General features: G+C 59.6%; 15 protein-coding genes. 11 read left to right on the top strand and 4 right to left on the bottom strand.

Features of this window, described 5'->3' with window-relative positions; all coding sequences use genetic code 11:
- The first annotated feature begins 30 nt into the window (after positions 1 to 30).
- Positions 31 to 615, top strand: coding sequence for a Fe-S biogenesis protein NfuA (gene nfuA / locus B7O88_RS13370; RefSeq protein WP_088276519.1), 585 nt, complete (start codon positions 31 to 33; stop codon positions 613 to 615).
- A 96-nt stretch (positions 616 to 711) separates the two neighbouring features.
- The gene (locus tag B7O88_RS13365; protein ID WP_088276518.1) at positions 712 to 1644 is read left to right on the top strand and encodes a chemotaxis protein CheV; all 933 of its coding nucleotides are present in this window, start codon (positions 712 to 714) and stop codon (positions 1642 to 1644) included.
- 137 nt (positions 1645 to 1781) lie between these two features.
- Here B7O88_RS13365 and B7O88_RS13360 read toward each other — a convergent pair whose 3' ends face one another.
- Positions 1782 to 3719, bottom strand: coding sequence for a transglycosylase SLT domain-containing protein (locus B7O88_RS13360; protein WP_160003187.1), 1938 nt, complete (start codon positions 3717 to 3719; stop codon positions 1782 to 1784).
- A 255-nt stretch (positions 3720 to 3974) separates the two neighbouring features.
- On the opposite strand from B7O88_RS13360, the gene B7O88_RS13355 reads away from it, so the two are divergent.
- Positions 3975 to 5897, top strand: a complete 1923-nt coding sequence (locus B7O88_RS13355) for an ATP-binding cassette domain-containing protein (RefSeq protein WP_088276516.1) — start codon at positions 3975 to 3977, stop codon at positions 5895 to 5897.
- A gap of 125 nt (positions 5898 to 6022) precedes the next feature.
- Here the strand turns inward: B7O88_RS13355 and B7O88_RS13350 are convergent, their stop codons facing one another.
- A complete protein-coding gene (locus tag B7O88_RS13350; RefSeq protein WP_088276515.1) occupies positions 6023 to 6460 on the bottom strand; it encodes a universal stress protein in 438 nt (145 codons plus the stop codon).
- A 527-nt stretch (positions 6461 to 6987) separates the two neighbouring features.
- On the opposite strand from B7O88_RS13350, the gene fadB reads away from it, so the two are divergent.
- The 6 genes from fadB to B7O88_RS13320 all read left to right on the top strand — a co-directional run bounded on the left by fadB (position 6988) and on the right by B7O88_RS13320 (position 14179).
- Complete coding sequence (gene fadB, locus B7O88_RS13345) at positions 6988 to 9135, top strand: fatty acid oxidation complex subunit alpha FadB (protein WP_088276514.1); 2148 nt, start codon at positions 6988 to 6990, stop codon at positions 9133 to 9135.
- Positions 9136 to 9165: 30 nt separating this feature from the next.
- Positions 9166 to 10341: an acetyl-CoA C-acyltransferase FadA gene (gene fadA / locus B7O88_RS13340; RefSeq protein ID WP_088276513.1), complete on the top strand. Its 1176-nt coding sequence runs from the start codon at positions 9166 to 9168 to the stop codon at positions 10339 to 10341.
- Between the two features lie 83 nt (positions 10342 to 10424).
- Entirely contained in the window at positions 10425 to 10637 is a 213-nt protein-coding gene (locus tag B7O88_RS13335; protein ID WP_088276511.1) for a DUF1653 domain-containing protein, read from the top strand.
- A 93-nt stretch (positions 10638 to 10730) separates the two neighbouring features.
- Positions 10731 to 13352, top strand: a complete 2622-nt coding sequence (gene topA / locus B7O88_RS13330) for a type I DNA topoisomerase (RefSeq protein WP_088276510.1) — start codon at positions 10731 to 10733, stop codon at positions 13350 to 13352.
- Positions 13353 to 13363: 11 nt separating this feature from the next.
- Positions 13364 to 13864 (top strand): DUF6586 family protein, encoded by a 501-nt coding sequence (locus B7O88_RS13325; protein ID WP_088276509.1) that lies wholly within the window; start codon positions 13364 to 13366, stop codon positions 13862 to 13864.
- A 72-nt stretch (positions 13865 to 13936) separates the two neighbouring features.
- Positions 13937 to 14179 carry a hypothetical protein gene (locus B7O88_RS13320; RefSeq protein WP_088276508.1) on the top strand — a complete coding sequence of 81 codons (243 nt, stop codon included), beginning with the start codon at positions 13937 to 13939 and terminating at the stop codon, positions 14177 to 14179.
- A 56-nt stretch (positions 14180 to 14235) separates the two neighbouring features.
- On the opposite strand, the gene sulA is transcribed toward B7O88_RS13320, so the two are convergent.
- Together sulA and lexA are read right to left on the bottom strand one after the other, a co-directional pair.
- Positions 14236 to 14724 (bottom strand): SOS-induced cell division inhibitor SulA, encoded by a 489-nt coding sequence (sulA, locus tag B7O88_RS13315; protein WP_088276507.1) that lies wholly within the window; start codon positions 14722 to 14724, stop codon positions 14236 to 14238.
- A gap of 10 nt (positions 14725 to 14734) precedes the next feature.
- Positions 14735 to 15343, bottom strand: coding sequence for a transcriptional repressor LexA (gene lexA, locus B7O88_RS13310; RefSeq protein WP_088276506.1), 609 nt, complete (start codon positions 15341 to 15343; stop codon positions 14735 to 14737).
- A gap of 203 nt (positions 15344 to 15546) precedes the next feature.
- Here lexA and B7O88_RS13305 point away from each other — a divergent pair, with 203 nt between their 5' ends.
- Together B7O88_RS13305 and B7O88_RS13300 are read left to right on the top strand one after the other, a co-directional pair.
- Positions 15547 to 16215, top strand: a complete 669-nt coding sequence (locus B7O88_RS13305; RefSeq protein ID WP_088276504.1) for a TetR/AcrR family transcriptional regulator — start codon at positions 15547 to 15549, stop codon at positions 16213 to 16215.
- Positions 16216 to 16271: 56 nt separating this feature from the next.
- Positions 16272 to 16760, top strand: a complete 489-nt coding sequence (locus B7O88_RS13300) for a L,D-transpeptidase (RefSeq protein WP_088276502.1) — start codon at positions 16272 to 16274, stop codon at positions 16758 to 16760.
- Positions 16761 to 16803: the final 43 nt, after the last annotated feature.

Below are 16803 nucleotides of genomic sequence, written 5' to 3'. Positions count from 1 at the left end.
ACCCTCTGGTCATTGAGCAAGAGGCATTTCATGGCAGGCATTATCTTTACCAAGGCAGCAGAAGAGTATTTGGCTGATCTGCTGTCAAAGCAGGACACCGAGGGTGTCGGCATCCGGGTGTTTATCACGCAGCCGGGCACGCCCTACGCGGAGACCTGTATCGCCTACTGCAAGCCTGGTGAAGAGAAGCCCGAGGACCGCCTGCTGGCGCTGGAGTCCTTCCGTGTCTGGATCGATGCGGTGAGTGAGCCTTTTCTGGAGGAGGCGCTCGTTGACTTCGCCACCGACCGCATGGGCGGTCAACTGACCATCAAGGCACCAAACGCCAAGGTTCCGATGGTCAACGATGACAGCCCGTTGAACGACCGAATCAACTATCTGCTGCAGACTGAAATCAATCCGGGGCTGGCCAGCCACGGTGGTGAGGTCAAGCTGATCGATGTTGTCGAGGGCGGTATTGCCATTCTGCAGTTTGGCGGCGGTTGTCAGGGTTGCGGCATGGTGGACGTGACCCTCAAGGAAGGCATTGAGAAAACCATGATCGCGCGGATTCCGGAGATTAACGGGGTGCGTGACGCTACCGACCACTCGGTAACCGAAAACGCCTACTACTGAGCACGACTTGTCTTTCCTCGCCTGACTGGCGCTATACTGCCTGAACCGGGCTGGCATCCTGCCAGTCCCTGAGTTTACGGTTTGGCGAGGCGAGTTATGGCAGGGGTACTGGATACGGTCGATCAGCGGACTCGCCTGGTAGGCGAGAACCGGCTGGAAATATTGCTGTTTCAGCTGGCCGGCCCCCAGCTGTTTGCCCTCAACGTGTTCAAGATTCGCGAAGTGCTCACGCTGCCGGCTCTGACTCAGATGCCGCAGCGCCATCCGCACGTCGTTGGTGTGATTCACCTGCGTGGACAGACCATTCCGGTCATTGATCTCTCCGGAGCCATAGGCCTTCAGCCGCAGAAGGCCGAACCCGACAGCACCATCATCGTGACCGAGTACAACCTGTCGGTTCAGGCTTTCCTGGTGCGCACGGTGGACCGTATTCTCAATCTCAACTGGGACGCCGTGCAGCCCCCGCCGCGGGGTGCAGGTCGCGCGCATTATCTGACCGCCATTACCCGTCTGGAGAATATGCGGCTGGTTGAAATCATCGACGTGGAAAAAGTGCTGGCCGAGATCGTGCCGTTCAATACCCGTGTCAGTGATGCGCTGCTGGAGGATCCGCTGCTGGAGCGTGCTCGCGGACGTGAGGTGCTGGTAGTGGATGATTCGCCGACCGGGGTAAATCAGGTGCGCGACACGCTGGCCCAGCTGGACCTGAAACTGCATGTGGCAACGGATGGTCTGAAAGCCCTGAAGATGCTCAAAGCCTGGGTTGATGCGGGTGAAGACATCAACGAGCGGCTGCTGATGGTGATTACCGACGCGGAAATGCCGGAGATGGACGGCTACCGCCTGACCACCGAGATTCGCCAGGATCCGCGCCTGAAGAACCTGTACGTGGTGCTGCACACCTCCCTGTCTGGCAATTTCAACAAGGCGATGGTCGAGAAGGTGGGCTGTGACGGATTTCTGTCCAAGTTCCAACCTGATCAACTGGTAGAAACCGTGCGCACGCGCCTGCAGCTTCTCGATGCCTGAGCCTTTCCGGTGGACACGCCTTTGGCTTAGTCCACCCTGCACACGATGCTGTCTGGTAGCGTTTCTGGTGGACACGCCTTCGGCTTAGGCCACCCTACGCATCATGGGGGCGTAGCGTCCCCAACCCGTTGGCATCCTTACGGTTCCAGATAGCGCTCGTGCTGCTCCATCACCGGTTGCTGAATGCCGAGTTTCTGGCCGTAGATCACCGCGTAGCTCAGCACGCTCTGCACATACTTGCGGGTTTCATCAAATGGGATGGATTCGATCCAGACATCGGCGGGCAGGCTGCCCATGTCCCGTGTCCACTGGCGCACGCGCCCCGGGCCGGCATTGTAGGCGGCAGACGCGAGGACGCGATTGCCACGGAACTGCTGGCTGAGACCGGACAGATAGGCGGCGCCCAGTGCGATATTGCGCTCCGGGATCAGTGCGTCGTGGTTGCCTGAATAGGGAATGGCGTAGCGACGTGCAGTTTCCCGTGCGGTGGCAGGCATCAGTTGCATCAAGCCCATGGCGCCGGCATGCGAGCGAGCGTCGGCCATGAAGGCGCTTTCCTGGCGGGTGATCGCGTAGACCCAGGTGGAGTTGATCTGGCGCGCACGGGCCTGATCCTGAATCGGTTGCTGGTAGGCCATTGGGAAGCGGATATCCAGATCGTCCCAGTACTGCGCCTGGCTGACTCCACGGATGGCCGGAAAGTACCAGGCCATGTCGTTTGCCAGCACCGCCTGGGCAATCAGTTGCTCGCGATTGAAGCGCTCGCCGGCGTGATACCACTCCCGCCGGGCGCTGATAACGTCGTTGCGATCAAGAAACTCGCGGGCACGCAGGATGCCCGGATCCTGTTGCACACTGCGCATTACCTCGTCGGCGACATTGGCGCGCTGGTGATTGAGGGCGTAGGGCTGGCGGGCACGCTCGGCGGCCAGGAATCCGTAAAAGTCCCGTTCCTGGGCCAGTGACTTGTATTCGCTGACCAGCTCACCGGCGGAGCTGGAGGACAGCTGGGTGCTGCGCAGGCGCCAGTAGCGCCAGCGGCTCTGTTCGGCAAGTGATGCCGGCAGCTGTTCAGTCAGCTGTCGGGCGGTATCCCATTGGCGGGTGCGCAAGGCCAGTCGCACACGCCATTCACTGACATCGTTGTCCTGCATGTGTGGATCGTTGGCGGCCATGAACGGCAGCGCCGCCGGGTCGATCTTCTTGGCCAGACGCACGCCAATGTCGCGGGTGATGGCCAGACGGTCTTCGTCGCTGTACGGCAGGTCGCGGTAATGAGGCCATAGAGCGAGCGCCCCACTGGCGTCGTCGCGGCCCATGCGGCGCAGCGAGACTGTGGCGATATCTGCCATCTTGCTGGCCGGCAGGCCCCGGTAGCGGTCGGCATCGGCCAGTTTGGCCGGCTGGGTAGCAGTGTCGACAAACAGGGTCGCCAGTGCCTGATTCTGTTGCATCAGTTTGGTCAGATAGCGCGCCAGCGCGTCCTGTCGGTAGAGCAGGGCGAGTCGAATACGCTGCCAGACGATCTCGTCCGTCAGGCCGCCAGCGGCGCGCCAGCGCTCAAACAGGGGGTCGCAGGCATTGGGCTGAGAGCGGCCAACCGTCCAAAGCGTGCGGGTCTGCTGCATGGCGCCGGCGCGGTCGCCCAGGTCCCATTGGTGCATGGCGCGTCGACAGTCCTGGCTGGCGTTTCTGTCGCCGGGCAGGTAGTGCTGATCGAACAGCGCCCACTTGCCCTCACTGGCCAGCCGGGTCAGCCAGCGGTCCTTGAGTCGTGCGACAAACGGCAGGTCGCTGTGCCCGGTAACGAATCGGGCCAGATCTTCGTCTGATGCGCTGGCAAAGGTCTGATTCAGATAGGCCTGGCGCACATAGGGGTAAAGAATGTAGCTGCGCAGACCGGGTTCGAGCTGCTGGAACACGGCCCACTGCTGCTTTTCTATGCTGACCAGGGCCCGGTCATAGGCCAGTCGCTGACTTTCGATGCGGCCGTCAGCGTGCGACAGCGCGGGCAGCAGCAGAGCGCTGATGACGATAAGGGTGTGACGAAGAGCGAAGCGGGTTTGGTAACGCATGATGATCCTGCCGCAGGGCGGTGTAGCGCGATTGAACGTCAGCTGCTCGTCGCGAGTGCGACGGACGACAAGGCTGTTGCTACAGCTTAGCGGTTTGCCTGATATCGGCATAGGGGGGGGAGCAGGCACTTCTCGGTTCCGCTCGCAGAGGGCACGTGGAATTAATCAGTGCTTCCTTAATCAATCGCCGGGTGGCGGTTATGTGTTGCCGCCGCACAGGGTAGAATGTCCGGCTTGATAGCCAACAGGTGAGTTATGCCGCTGCTTTCGTTTTCCGATGTATCTCTGGCCTACGGGCTCAATCCGCTGCTGGATAAAGTGGGCTTTCAGCTCGATCGTGGCGAGCGGGTCTGCCTGATTGGTCGCAACGGTGCGGGTAAATCCAGCCTGTTTCGCCTGGTGACCGGTGAGCAGACAGCCGACGAAGGCGAGATCTGGTTTGCCCCGGGATTGAAGGTGGGGCAGTTGCCGCAGGAGCTGCCGGCGGCCGATGACAAGACCGTCTATGACGTGGTGGCGTCCGGTCTGGCTGGTGTCGGTGAGCTGCTTGCCGAGTATCATCATCTGATCTCAGGCGATATGGGTGATGCCGAGCTGGCACGGCTGGAAAAGGTGCAGGGGCAGTTGGAGGCGAAGGACGGTTGGCGTCTTGATCAACTGGTCGATACCACCCTGACCCGGCTCGGATTGCCGGCCGACAAGCAGATGTCGGAGCTCTCCGGTGGCTGGCGCCGCCGGGTGCTGCTGGCGCAGGCGCTGGTGGCAGAGCCGGACGTGCTGCTGCTGGACGAGCCGACCAACCACCTGGATATTCATACCATTGCCTGGCTGGAAAGCGTGCTGCTGGAGTTCCGTGGTGCGGTGCTGTTTATCACCCACGACCGGGCATTCCTGCAGGCCTTGGCGACCCGCATTCTTGAACTGGATCGCGGTCAGCTGATTGATTGGCAGGGTGACTATCGCAGCTTCCTGGAGCACAAGGAGCAGCAACTGGCAGCCGAGGCGACAGCCAATGCGCTGTTCGACAAGAAGCTGGCGCAGGAAGAGGTCTGGATTCGTCAAGGCATCAAGGCCCGTCGTACCCGTAACGAAGGCCGTGTGCGCGCACTCAAGGCGATGCGGGACGAGCGTGCCCAGCGTATTGAGCGTCAGGGCAAGGCGAGCTTTCAGTTGGAAACTGCCGAGGCGTCCGGCAAGCGGGTTATTGAGGTCGAGAATGTCAGCTTTGCCTGGCCTGGCCGCGCGCCGCTGGTGCGTGACCTGTCGCTTAATGTGATTCGCGGGGATCGGATCGGTCTGATCGGCAACAACGGTTCCGGCAAAAGTACCCTGCTCAAGCTGCTGCTGGGGCAGTTGCAGCCGACCAGTGGCCGCATTCATAGCGGCACGCGGCTGGAGGTCGCCTACTTCGATCAGTTGCGTGACCAGCTCGATCCGGAAAAGACCGTGATCGACAATATTTCCGAAGGGCGCGACTTCATCGAGATTAATGGCGATCGCCGCCACATCATCAGCTATCTCGGGGACTTTCTGTTCTCTGCCGAGCGCGCCCGTACGCCGGTCAAGGCATTGTCCGGTGGTGAGCGCGCAAGGCTGCTGCTGGCGCGGTTGTTCAGCAAGCCCGCCAACCTGCTGGTGCTTGACGAGCCGACCAACGATCTCGACGTGGAAACCCTTGAATTGCTTGAGGAAGTGCTCGCCGGTTTCGACGGCACCGTGCTGATCGTCAGCCACGACCGGGCGTTTCTGGATAACGTGGTCACCAGCAGCCTGGTGTTTGAAGGTCAGGGCAGGGTGCGTGAGTATGTCGGCGGCTATGCCGACTGGCTGCGTCAGGGCGGTAGCGTCGACCAGCTGGCGGAGTGGGGTGAAAAGGCGCAGCCGCAGAGTGCGCCTGTTGCCGAGCCGACCCCTGAGCCGGTTCCGGCAGCACCGGCAGCGGCCGCCAAGCCCAAACTCAGCTACAAGTTGCAGCGCGAACTGGATGGCTTGCCTGCGGTGCTGGAAAAGCTGGAAGCGGAGCTGGAAGCCTTGCAGGTGCAGGTCGGTGATCCCGATTTCTACCTGCAGTCCCATGAAGCGACCGCCCCGGTGCTGGCGGCAGTGGAAGCCAAACAGGCCGAACTGGACGCCGCCATGGAGCGCTGGGCGGAGCTGGAGGATATGGCGGGCGGCTAAGCCATCTCGCTTTAGCTACAAGCTACAAGCTACAAGCTACAAGCTACAAGCTACAAGCGAGGGAAGGCTGTCTTCCGGGTTTCTCCTGCAGCTTGAGGCTTGTGGCTTGCGCCCCCGCAGGGGCGCTAGCCCTTCTTCCCCAGCCGCACTGCGATCACGTCGCAGGGCGCGCCGTGCAGTACGTCGTTGGCGGTCGAGCCCAGCAGCAGCGCCAGGCCGTGGCGGCCGTGGCTGCCTACGACGATAAGGTCGCAATCCTGCTCGGTGGCGACCCGGTGGATTTCCTGGCGCGGATGGCCGAAGGCAATCTGCAGCTGCTCTTCAGGCAGGCCGTAATCCGCAGCAAATAGCTGCATGCGCTCCTTTGCCTGCTCGAACTGCTGTTGCTGCAGCATCGACAGGTCCATTGGTACATCTCCGCCGTATGCCATTGCCAGCGGTTCTACCACGTGCAGCAATGACAGCTTTGCATCCAGGGCTTTGGCCAGCTGCAGGGCGTGGTCAGCGACTGCGCGGCACTCTTCGATCAGGTCAACCGCGACCAGCACATGTTTGTACAGCATCGGCTCTTTCTCCTTTTTTGCAGCGATACTAGCAGTCTTGTCGAGCAAGGTGCAGCCCGTTTCTTCGAGGGCTTAAGCGGCCGCCTGGCGAACCTCGTCTATTCTCAGCATAGCGCCGATCAGGGCGTTGATGCAGACTGTTTCCGGCCGTTTTTCATGGCCTGGCGGCAGCCGAGACTGCGGTGGCGACGGGTTTTTTGCTGCAGGCTGCATTGCTTGAAGAGAAAGTTGATGGCCTGGTTTGGAATTGGGTGTTCTTTTTATCTAATTGTTTTTAAAGAATTTATTTGTTGTTTTTGTTGGGGGAAGACAGCTGTTTTGGCGGCGCTGATGCCGTCCCCCAATTGACAACAGGGCTGAATTCAAAGAAGGTGTGCGCACCCGAATCAAACGGTCGTATGAATTTTTTGATTCAGCGTGTCCCCCGATTATCGGGATCGTTCATGACACTGGCGGGCGACGTGTCGGCAAAGAGACGTGGCTGGCCGGTGTTTCTCATGTGCTTTTCATAGCGTGGAGATCAGTTGATGATTTACGAAGGTAAAGCCATCACGGTTCAAGGCCTTGAAGACGGCATCGTCGAGCTCAGATTTGATCTGCAGGGCGAGTCGGTCAACAAGTTCAACAGCGCCACTCTGTCCGAGCTGCAGGCGGCGGTAGAGGCCATCCAGAACAATGCCGATGTCACCGGCGTTGTTGTCACCAGCGGCAAGGACGTTTTCATCGTCGGCGCCGACATCACCGAATTCGTTGGTACGTTCAAGCTGCCGGAAGAAGATCTGGTTGCCGGGAACCTGGAAGCCAACAAGATCTTCAACGCATTTGAAGACCTGAACGTTCCCACCGTTGCTGCCATCAATGGCATCGCGCTGGGTGGTGGTCTGGAAATGTGTCTGGCGGCCGATTTCCGTGTCATGGCCGCCAGCGCCAAGATCGGTTTGCCGGAAGTCAAGCTGGGTATCTACCCGGGCTTCGGCGGCACCGTTCGCCTGCCGCGCCTGATCGGCGTGGACAACGCCATCGAGTGGATCTGCGGCGGTACCGAGCAGCGCGCTGACAAGGCTCTGAAAGTCGGTGCAGTTGATGCGGTTGTTGCCGATGATCAGCTCAAGGCGGCTGCCATTGACGTGATCAAGCGCGCCATCGCCGGCGAGCTGGACTACAAGGCCAAGCGTCAGCCCAAACTGGAAAAGGTCAAGCTGAACACCATCGAGCAGATGATGGCGTTTGAAACCTCCAAGGGTTTCGTCGCCGGTCAGGCAGGCCCGAACTATCCGGCGCCGGTTGAAGCGATCAAGACCATCCAGAAAGCAGCCAACCACGGCCGTGAAAAGGCGCTGGAAATTGAAGCTGCCGGTTTTGCCAAGCTGGCCAAGACCTCTGTTGCTGCCAGCCTCGTTGGTCTGTTCCTGAACGATCAGGTACTCAAGCACAAAGCCAAGAAGTACGATAAGCAGGCTGGTGATGTGAAGCTGGCTGCCGTACTGGGCGCAGGCATCATGGGTGGCGGTATCGCCTACCAGTCTGCCGTCAAGGGCACTCCGATCCTGATGAAGGATATCCGCGAGGAAGGCATCCAGCTGGGTCTGGACGAAGCCTCCAAGCTGCTGGGCAAGCGTGTTGCCAAAGGCCGCATGAAGCCTGAGCAAATGGCCAAGGCGCTGAACGCCATCCGTCCGACCATGTCCTACGGCGACTTCAAGGAAGTTGACCTGGTGGTTGAAGCGGTTGTCGAGAATCCGAAGGTCAAACACGCGGTGCTGGCAGAAGTGGAAGGTCAGGTAACGGAAGACACCATCATCACTTCCAATACCTCGACTATCTCCATCACCTATCTGGCCGAGGCGCTCAAGCGTCCGGAAAACTTCTGCGGCATGCACTTCTTCAACCCGGTACACATGATGCCGCTGGTTGAGGTTATCCGTGGCGCGAAGTCCAGCGACAAAGCGGTCGCCACCACCGTTGCCTACGCCAAGAAGATGGGCAAGACCCCGGTTGTGGTCAACGACTGCCCCGGCTTCCTGGTCAATCGTATCCTGTTCCCGTATTTCGGTGGCTTTGCTCGCCTGATCGGGATGGGTGCCGACTTCCAGCGCGTTGACAAGGTCATGGAAAAGTTTGGCTGGCCGATGGGCCCGGCTTACCTGATGGACGTTGTCGGCATGGACACCGGTCACCACGGCCGTGACGTCATGGCTGAAGGCTACCCGGACCGTATGGCCGACAAGACCCGCACCGCTGTTGACGTCATGTATGACGCCGGCCGTCTGGGTCAGAAGACCGGCAGCGGCTTCTATGCCTACGAGATGGACAAGAAGGGCAAGCCGAAGAAGGTTGTCGACGCCAAGGCTTATGAGCTGCTGAAAGAAGTAGTTCTGGAGCAGCGCGAGTTCACCGACGAGGAAATCATCGAAATCATGATGGTTCCGCTGTGCCTGGAAACCGTACGCTGCCTGGAAGATGGCATCGTCGAGTCCGCGGCTGACGCAGATATGGGTCTGGTCTACGGTATCGGCTTCCCGCCCTTCCGTGGTGGCGCCCTGCGTTACATCGACACCATCGGCGTGGCTGAGTTTGTTGCCATTGCTGATAAATACGCCGAGTTCGGCGCCATGTACGCACCGACTGAAAAGCTGCGTGAAATGGCGAAGAACGGTCAGAAATTCTTCGGTTAACCGCGGAACGTACAGAGCGAGAGTAAATCTATGAGCCTGAATCCGAGAGACGTCGTAATTGTCGATTTCGGCCGCACCCCGATGGGCCGTTCCAAGGGCGGCATGTATCGCAACGTGCGTGCTGAAACCCTGTCCGCCAACCTGATTACCGGCGTACTGGCACGTAACCCGAAAATCGATCCGGCAGAAGTCGAGGATGTGATCTGGGGCTGTGTAAACCAGACCCTGGAGCAGGGTTGGAACATCGCGCGCATGGCGTCGCTGATGACCCCGATTCCGCACACCAGTGCCGCGCAAACCGTCAGCCGTCTGTGTGGTTCTTCCATGAGTGCGCTGCACACTGCCGCTCAGGCGATCATGACCGGTAACGGTGATGTGTTCGTCGTCGGTGGCGTCGAGCACATGGGCCACGTTGGCATGATGCACGGTGTTGATCCGAACCCGGCGCTGTCGCTGTACGCTGCCAAGGCGTCCGGCATGATGGGTCTGACTGCTGAAATGCTGGGCAAGATGCATGGCATCACCCGCGAGCAGCAGGACGCCTTCGGTGAGCGTTCTCACCGTCTGGCGCACAAGGCCACCGTCGAAGGCAACTTCAAGGATGAAATCATCCCGATGGAAGGCCACGACGAGAACGGCTTCCTGCGGGTGTTCACCGAGGACGAAACCATTCGCCCGGAAACCACCATCGAGAGCCTGGCTGCCCTGCGTCCGGCGTTCAACCCGAAAGGCGGTACCGTCACTGCGGGTACCTCCTCGCAGATCACCGACGGCGCTTCCTGCATGATCGTGATGTCTGCCGAGCGCGCCCAGGCCCTGGGCCTTGAGCCGCTGGCGGTCATTCGCTCCATGGCGGTTGCCGGTGTTGATCCGGCGATCATGGGTTACGGCCCGGTTCCGTCGACCAAGAAGGCGCTGCAGCGCGCCGGTCTGACCATGGATGACGTCGACTTCGTTGAACTGAACGAAGCCTTCGCTGCCCAGGCACTGCCGGTCCTGAAAGACCTGAAGCTGCTGGACAAGATGGACGAGAAAGTGAACCTGCACGGCGGTGCGATCGCCCTGGGTCACCCGTTTGGCTGCTCCGGTGCACGTATCTCCGGCACTCTGCTGAACGTCATGAAACAGAACAGCGGCACTATTGGTATCTCTACCATGTGCGTTGGTCTGGGTCAGGGTATCACCACAGTCTTCGAGCGTGTCTGAAGTCTGCAGGTGGTAGCGAAAGCCGAGGCCTTGTGCCTCGGCTTTTTTATTGATGCTGACACTGGATACAGAGGAGAGCAGTAATGCGTCCGGGACGTTATCGGCACTATAAAGGAAAGGACTATCAGGTCATTGGTCTGGCGCGGCACTCGGAGACCGAGGAGCCGCTCGTCGTGTATCGAACCCTGTACGGCGATTTCGACCTCTGGGTAAGACCGCTGGCCATGTTCAACGAAGTGGTCGAGGTTGACGGCGAGTCACATCCGCGCTTTACCTTTATCAGCGAAGACGTGTAGGCTCTGGCCCCTCCAGCCCATCCGGCAGTTTGCCGTGTGATGTGGCTGAGTCGCCAGTTTCGAGTTCAGTTCGGGTCAGGAAAAAAAGTATCCATGGGAAAAGCACTGGTCATTGTGGAGTCGCCAGCCAAGGCCAAGACAATCAACAAGTATCTCGGTAACGAGTATGTGGTGAAGTCGAGTATCGGCCATATTCGCGACCTGCCCACCAGCGGCAGTGGCAAGACCGAAAGCAAACCCAAGGGTGGGCGCAAGACCGCTGCCAGCGAGCAGGAAAAGCAGCAGAAAGCCAGGGCGCAACTGGTCAAGCGCATGGGGGTCGATCCGGAGAACGATTGGAAAGCCCACTACGAAATTCTGCCCGGCAAGGAAAAGGTCGTCGACGAACTGCGTCGTTTGGCCAAGGACGCCGACACCGTCTATCTCGCAACGGACTTGGACCGCGAAGGAGAAGCCATTGCCTGGCACCTGCGCGAGAGCATCGGTGGCGACGATTCACGCTACAAGCGCGTGGTGTTCAACGAAATCACCAAAAAGGCTATCCAGGAGGCGTTCTCGCAGCCTGGCGAGCTGGATATGAACCGGGTCAATGCCCAGCAGGCGCGTCGTTTCCTTGATCGCGTGGTGGGTTATATGGTTTCGCCGCTGTTGTGGCAGAAGATTGCTCGCGGGCTTTCTGCTGGCCGCGTGCAGTCGGTGGCGGTCAAGCTGATCGTTGATCGTGAGCGCGAAATCCGTGCCTTTGTGCCTGAGGAGTTCTGGGAGGTGCATGCGCGCCTGAACACGCCCAAGGCAGAAAGTGTCCGCTTCGAGGTGGTCAAGCAGAACGGTGAGACCTTCCGCCCGACCAACAAGGCGCAGACCGATGCCGCGCTGGCGGTGCTTGAAAAGGCGGTCTACAAGGCGGTCAAGCGTGAGGACAAGCCGACCAGCTCGCGTCCGAATGCGCCCTTTATTACCTCCACACTGCAGCAGGCTGCCAGTACGCGCCTGGGTTTCAGTGTGAAGAAAACCATGATGATGGCCCAGCGTCTCTACGAGGCGGGTTACATCACCTATATGCGTACCGACTCGACCAATCTGTCGGCGGATGCCATTGCGATGGCGCGCAGCTATATCGAAAGCAACTTTGGCGACGCCTATCTGCCGGAAAAGCCGAACCTGTACAGCAGCAAGGAAGGCGCGCAGGAAGCACACGAAGCCATCCGTCCGTCTGATGTCAAGCTCAAGCAGGCCGACCTTAAGGGTATGGAGCGCGATGCTGAGCGTCTGTATGAGTTGATCTGGCGTCAATTTGTGGCGTGTCAGATGACGCCGGCCAAGTACCTGTCGACCAGTATCCAGGTAGCCGCTGGCGAGTTTGAATTGCGTGCCAAGGGCCGCATTCTCAAGTTTGACGGCTATACCCGGGTGATGCCGCAGCAGGGCAAGGGCGGCGAAGACGAGGTGTTGCCGGAGATCAAGGTTGATGATGTGCTGGCACTGCAGGGTCTGGACCCCAAGCAGCACTTCACCAAGCCGCCGGCGCGCTACGCCGAAGCAAGCCTGGTCAAGGAGCTGGAAAAGCGCGGGATTGGCCGCCCCTCGACCTATGCGTCGATTATTTCCACGATTCAGGATCGTGGCTACGTCACCCTGAATAACCGCCGGTTCTACGCGGAGAAGATGGGCGATATCGTTACCGAGCGCCTGAACGAGAGCTTCCCGAATCTGATGGACTATGGCTTTACCGCGAAGATGGAGGAGTCACTGGATGACGTCGCTCACGGTGAAGTGCTGTGGAAGCAGGTGCTGAATAATTTTTATGCCGATTTCAGCGCCAAGTTGAGTGCCGCCTCTGCGTCTGGTGAAGATAAGGGGATGCGCGCGAATCAGCCGACGATGACCGATATCCCGTGTCAGGATTGTGGGCGACCGATGATGATTCGTACGGCCTCGACGGGTGTGTTCCTCGGCTGTTCCGGTTATGCCCTGCCACCGAAAGAGCGTTGCAAGGCGACTATCAATCTGGTGCCGGGCAATGAAGTGGCGGCAGATGACGAAGAAGGCGAGTCTCGCGTACTGCGTGGCAAGCATCGTTGCGCTATCTGCGGCACGGCGATGGACAGTTACCTGATCGACGAGCGGCGCAAGTTGCATGTCTGTGGTAACAACCCGGATTGCTCGGGTTTCGAGATCGAGACAGGTCAGTTCAAGATCAAGGGCTATGATGGTCCAACCCTTGAGTGCGACAAGTGCGGCAGCGAAATGCAGCTCAAGACCGGTCGTTTCGGCAAGTATTTCGGCTGTACCAACAGCGAGTGCAAGAACACCCGCAAGCTGCTGCGTAACGGTGAGGCCGCGCCGCCGAAAGCGGATCCGGTGCCGATGCCGGAACTCAAGTGTGAAAAGGTTGATGATGTATACGTACTGCGCGACGGTGCTTCCGGCCTGTTCCTGGCTGCAAGCCAGTTCCCGAAAAACCGGGAAACCCGGGCGCCTCTGGTCAAGGAGCTGATTCCGCACAAGGCGGAGATCGATCCGAAATACCACTTCCTGCTGGATGCGCCGGTGGCTGATCCTGACGGCAATCCGACTGTCGTGCGCTATAGCCGCAAGACCAAGGAGCAGTACGTGCAGACCGAAGTTGAGGGCAAGCCCACAGGGTGGCGGGCTTTCCATGATGGCAAGCAGTGGTCGGTGGATGACGGCCGCAGCAAGAAGGCCAAGCGGTAAGGCAGGCAACCATGGCTAATGAAGTCTATACCCGCACCAATCAGGCGCTGTATTTTGCCCGCCGTGCGATCGAGTCCTGGCAGCAGGCAGAGCAGAGCGACGCGATCGATGCGCTGACGCAGGCGCAGTATCATCGTGAGCATGCGGTATTTCACCTCTACCGGGGCGTATTGGCGCTGATTCATGAGGTGGCAGACCGGTACCGCTGGCCGCTGGTTGATGCGCGTCAGGTCGAGTCGGTGCTGGTGCCCGCGGTGGTAAGTCGTTTTCCCGGTCCTGAGCTGGCGGAACTCACCGAGCTGGCCGACAGCGCTGGCACCTGGCTGGCCGGTGTTATTGCCGCCTGGCAGCGATTGCAGGCACCGCCGCAGCCGATCGACAACTCGACCAACTCGCTGATTGCCACCAGTGCCACGCCCGTCACTGAGTGGACCAGCGTGCAAGCCGAGGAGGCCCTGCAGGAGGTTTCCCGTCGCGTGCGTGCCTATCGCGACGGCATGCAGGAATGGTGAAGGCGGTATCGCGGATGCTGTGAGTACGGCGCTGTGTTACACTGCGCGCAGTTCAGACAGGAGATATCCGCAATGCCTTCACCCTTCCTTGAAATCGTCGAGCTCGCCAATGGCAAGGTTGCTCTGCGCCGTTCCGACGAAGAGGGTGAGCCGTTGGTGGTGATCGAGTTTTCCCGCGATGCGCGCGAATATTTGCAGGAAAGCTATATTGAAGTAGCCAAGGCAATGATCAGTGCCGGCATGCAGGCCGCTGGCCAGATGATGGATGAGGATGACGACGGTGACGCCATCCCTGAAAGCCGTGTCCTGCATTAATCGGAACCGCGATAGTTCAAAGGCCAGCATTGAGCTGGCCTTTTTTGTATCTGTTTTCAGCCCAGATGGACGTTCAGGCTGTGGCAGCGGCCGGCCTGGGCCGCTCGTTCCAGGCGCGGGGCAATGCAGCTGTCGTGATCAAGCCAGCTGACAACGGTATGGCTGCCGCCCATCCTGAGCAGGTCGCAGCAGAGTTTGAGGCTGTCCATGCCGGCCTTGGAGCGCACGATCATGATGCGTTGAGGATCAAGGTTGGCGCCGCGAAGCCATTGCTGGCTGAGTGCAGCGGGCGGGTCGATCAGGGTAAGCCAGCGCCGGCTGTCTTTCTGACTCAGTTCGCGCAGTACCGGCGCCAGCCATTGCAGGCACTGGCGGGCGCTGCCTTGCAGGGTCATCTCGCTGTAACTGCCATCCTGTTCATCATCCTGCGGCAGTGCCTGTGCTGGCTGCGTAAAGGCACGGTGCTTCAGGCGTGTTGCCATCAGGGCGTTGTGAAACAGGTCGGTCTGTGTCAGGGTCTGTTGCTCGGTGCGGGCGTACTGCATGATCAGCTCCTCAGCGGCGGATAACTCCGACGCTTAAACCTTCAATGGTAAGTTCCTGTTCTGCAAGGTCGATCTCAATCGGCCTGAAGTCCGGGTTTTCTGCCATCAGCGAAACCTTGCGGCCCTGGCGCTGAAAGCGTTTTACCGTGACTTCCTCTCCTATGCGGGCCACTACGACCTGCCCATTACGGGCTTCGCTGGTGCGGTGTACTGCCAGCAGGTCGCCGTCCATGATGCCGATATCTTTCATGCTTTCCCCATGTACCCGCAGCAGGTAGTCGGCGCGGGGGGTGAAAAAGTCTGGGGAGATACGGCAATGGTCTTCGATATTTTCAAGCGCCAGAATCGGCGCACCGGCTGCCACTCGACCGATCACCGGAAGCTGGTCATCACTGGCTTCGCTATCCGACTCCGGCAGGCGAATACCGCGCGAGGCGCCCGGGATCATCTCGATAGCACCCTTGCGGGCCAGGGCGCGCAGATGGTCTTCGGCTGCGTTGGGCGACTTGAAGCCCAGAGTCTTGGCAATATCGACGCGCGTCGGCGGGTAGCCGTTGCTGTCCATGTATTCCTTGATGAACGCCAGAACCTGCTGTTGTCGCGCGGTAAGTTTCTGCATGGCGGGTTGCCTGTGTTTTTATCCAGTAACTGAGATTATATACAGTTGTTTTGCTCCGGCAACCCCTAATTTTCGTGTCGCTGTTCACCGGTTTGCCAAAGGGAGGATGGGATTTACGTGGGCAGGGAGGTAGTCTGGGGTTGACACTAAAATCGTTTTAAACGTATGTTTGAAACGAATGTTTGCCTCACTTGGGGGAGCGCATGGCGCAGTCCGACACGGTCAAGCGAATACTTGACGCCGCAGAACAGCTTTTTGCCGAAAAGGGTTTCGCGGAAACCTCTCTACGCCTGATTACCAGCAAGGCAGGCGTCAATCTGGCCGCGGTCAACTACCATTTTGGCTCAAAGAAGGCATTGATTCAGGCCGTATTCGTCCGGTTCCTGGACCCCTTCGTCAGCAGCCTTGAGAAGGAACTGGATCTGCGCGAGTCGCGTGACAAGGGCGCGCCACCCAGTCTTGAGGTTCTGCTCGAAATGCTGGTTCAGCAGGCGCTGGCAGTGAAGCCGCGCAACGGCCATGACCTCTCAACCTTCATGCGGTTGCTAGGGCTCGCATTCAACCAGAGCCAGGGCCATCTGCGCAAATACCTCAGCGAGGTGTATGGCAAGGTATTTCAGCGTTATATGCAGCTTCTGGTCAGTGCTGTGCCGGGCATCCCTCCGCAGGAGCTGTTCTGGCGCGTTCACTTTATGCTCGGCAGCGCGGCCTTCACCATGTCCAGTATGAAGGCGCTGCGTGCGATTGCGGAGGCGGAGCTGGGCGAGCCGCGTCCGGTCGACGATGTGTTGCGGCTGATGGTTCCGTTCCTGGCGGCCGGAATGCGCGCCGAGAGCGCGACGTTGAGCCGGCCCGAGGCGATGGCGCTGTAACCTGCATTTACCTCCGCTGCGCTGTCCGCTAAGGTGTGCGCAGCGCTGGAGGTGACATGCAGCTCGATCATATTCATATTTCCCTGAACGATCAGACCCTGGTTGGCTTCTGCGCTGGCGAGGTTGTCTGTCGTTATGCCGTATCCACAGCGCTTAATGGCCCTGGCGAGCAGGAAGGCTCCGGTTGCACGCCGCGCGGCGCCCATCGGGTGCGCGCACGAATCGGCGATGGTCAGCCGCTGGGGGCCGTGTTCATCGGCCGGCGTCCCACCGGGGAGGTGTGGACCCGGGCGCTGGCGGAGCAATTTCCCGAGCGTGACTGGATTCTGACCCGAATTCTCTGGCTCTGCGGTGAGCAGGTCGGATTCAACCGCGGTGGCCGGGTTGATTCTCAGCGCCGCTATATCTATCTGCATGGTACCGGCGACGATCAGCCGATGGGTGCGCCGCTGTCCCATGGCTGCATTCGTCTGCGTAATGCCGACATGCTGGAACTGTTCGAACGTACGCCGGTCGGTTGTAGCGTTCAGATTGACGCGCAGTGATGATGCGCTGTCGTTTTCAGGAGAAGCAATATTGAAACAGGGT

Source organism: Halopseudomonas aestusnigri, assembly GCF_002197985.1.
GTDB lineage: Bacteria > Pseudomonadota > Gammaproteobacteria > Pseudomonadales > Pseudomonadaceae > Halopseudomonas > Halopseudomonas aestusnigri.
The sequence above is the reverse complement of the archived record's forward strand: the minus strand, read 5'-3'. Positions and strand labels throughout refer to the sequence as shown.

Coding starts and splice junctions, on each gene's coding strand:
- lexA (WP_088276506.1), bottom strand. CDS start 15,343: ATGCAGAAACTTACCGCGCGACAACAGCAGGTTCTGGCGTTCATCAAG.
- nfuA (WP_088276519.1), top strand. CDS start 31: ATGGCAGGCATTATCTTTACCAAGGCAGCAGAAGAGTATTTGGCTGAT.
- B7O88_RS13365 (WP_088276518.1), top strand. CDS start 712: ATGGCAGGGGTACTGGATACGGTCGATCAGCGGACTCGCCTGGTAGGC.
- B7O88_RS13325 (WP_088276509.1), top strand. CDS start 13,364: ATGGCTAATGAAGTCTATACCCGCACCAATCAGGCGCTGTATTTTGCC.
- B7O88_RS13300 (WP_088276502.1), top strand. CDS start 16,272: ATGCAGCTCGATCATATTCATATTTCCCTGAACGATCAGACCCTGGTT.
- B7O88_RS13320 (WP_088276508.1), top strand. CDS start 13,937: ATGCCTTCACCCTTCCTTGAAATCGTCGAGCTCGCCAATGGCAAGGTT.
- B7O88_RS13350 (WP_088276515.1), bottom strand. CDS start 6,460: ATGCTGTACAAACATGTGCTGGTCGCGGTTGACCTGATCGAAGAGTGC.
- fadA (WP_088276513.1), top strand. CDS start 9,166: ATGAGCCTGAATCCGAGAGACGTCGTAATTGTCGATTTCGGCCGCACC.
- B7O88_RS13355 (WP_088276516.1), top strand. CDS start 3,975: ATGCCGCTGCTTTCGTTTTCCGATGTATCTCTGGCCTACGGGCTCAAT.
- B7O88_RS13335 (WP_088276511.1), top strand. CDS start 10,425: ATGCGTCCGGGACGTTATCGGCACTATAAAGGAAAGGACTATCAGGTC.
- B7O88_RS13360 (WP_160003187.1), bottom strand. CDS start 3,719: ATGCGTTACCAAACCCGCTTCGCTCTTCGTCACACCCTTATCGTCATC.
- sulA (WP_088276507.1), bottom strand. CDS start 14,724: ATGCAGTACGCCCGCACCGAGCAACAGACCCTGACACAGACCGACCTG.
- B7O88_RS13305 (WP_088276504.1), top strand. CDS start 15,547: ATGGCGCAGTCCGACACGGTCAAGCGAATACTTGACGCCGCAGAACAG.
- fadB (WP_088276514.1), top strand. CDS start 6,988: ATGATTTACGAAGGTAAAGCCATCACGGTTCAAGGCCTTGAAGACGGC.
- topA (WP_088276510.1), top strand. CDS start 10,731: ATGGGAAAAGCACTGGTCATTGTGGAGTCGCCAGCCAAGGCCAAGACA.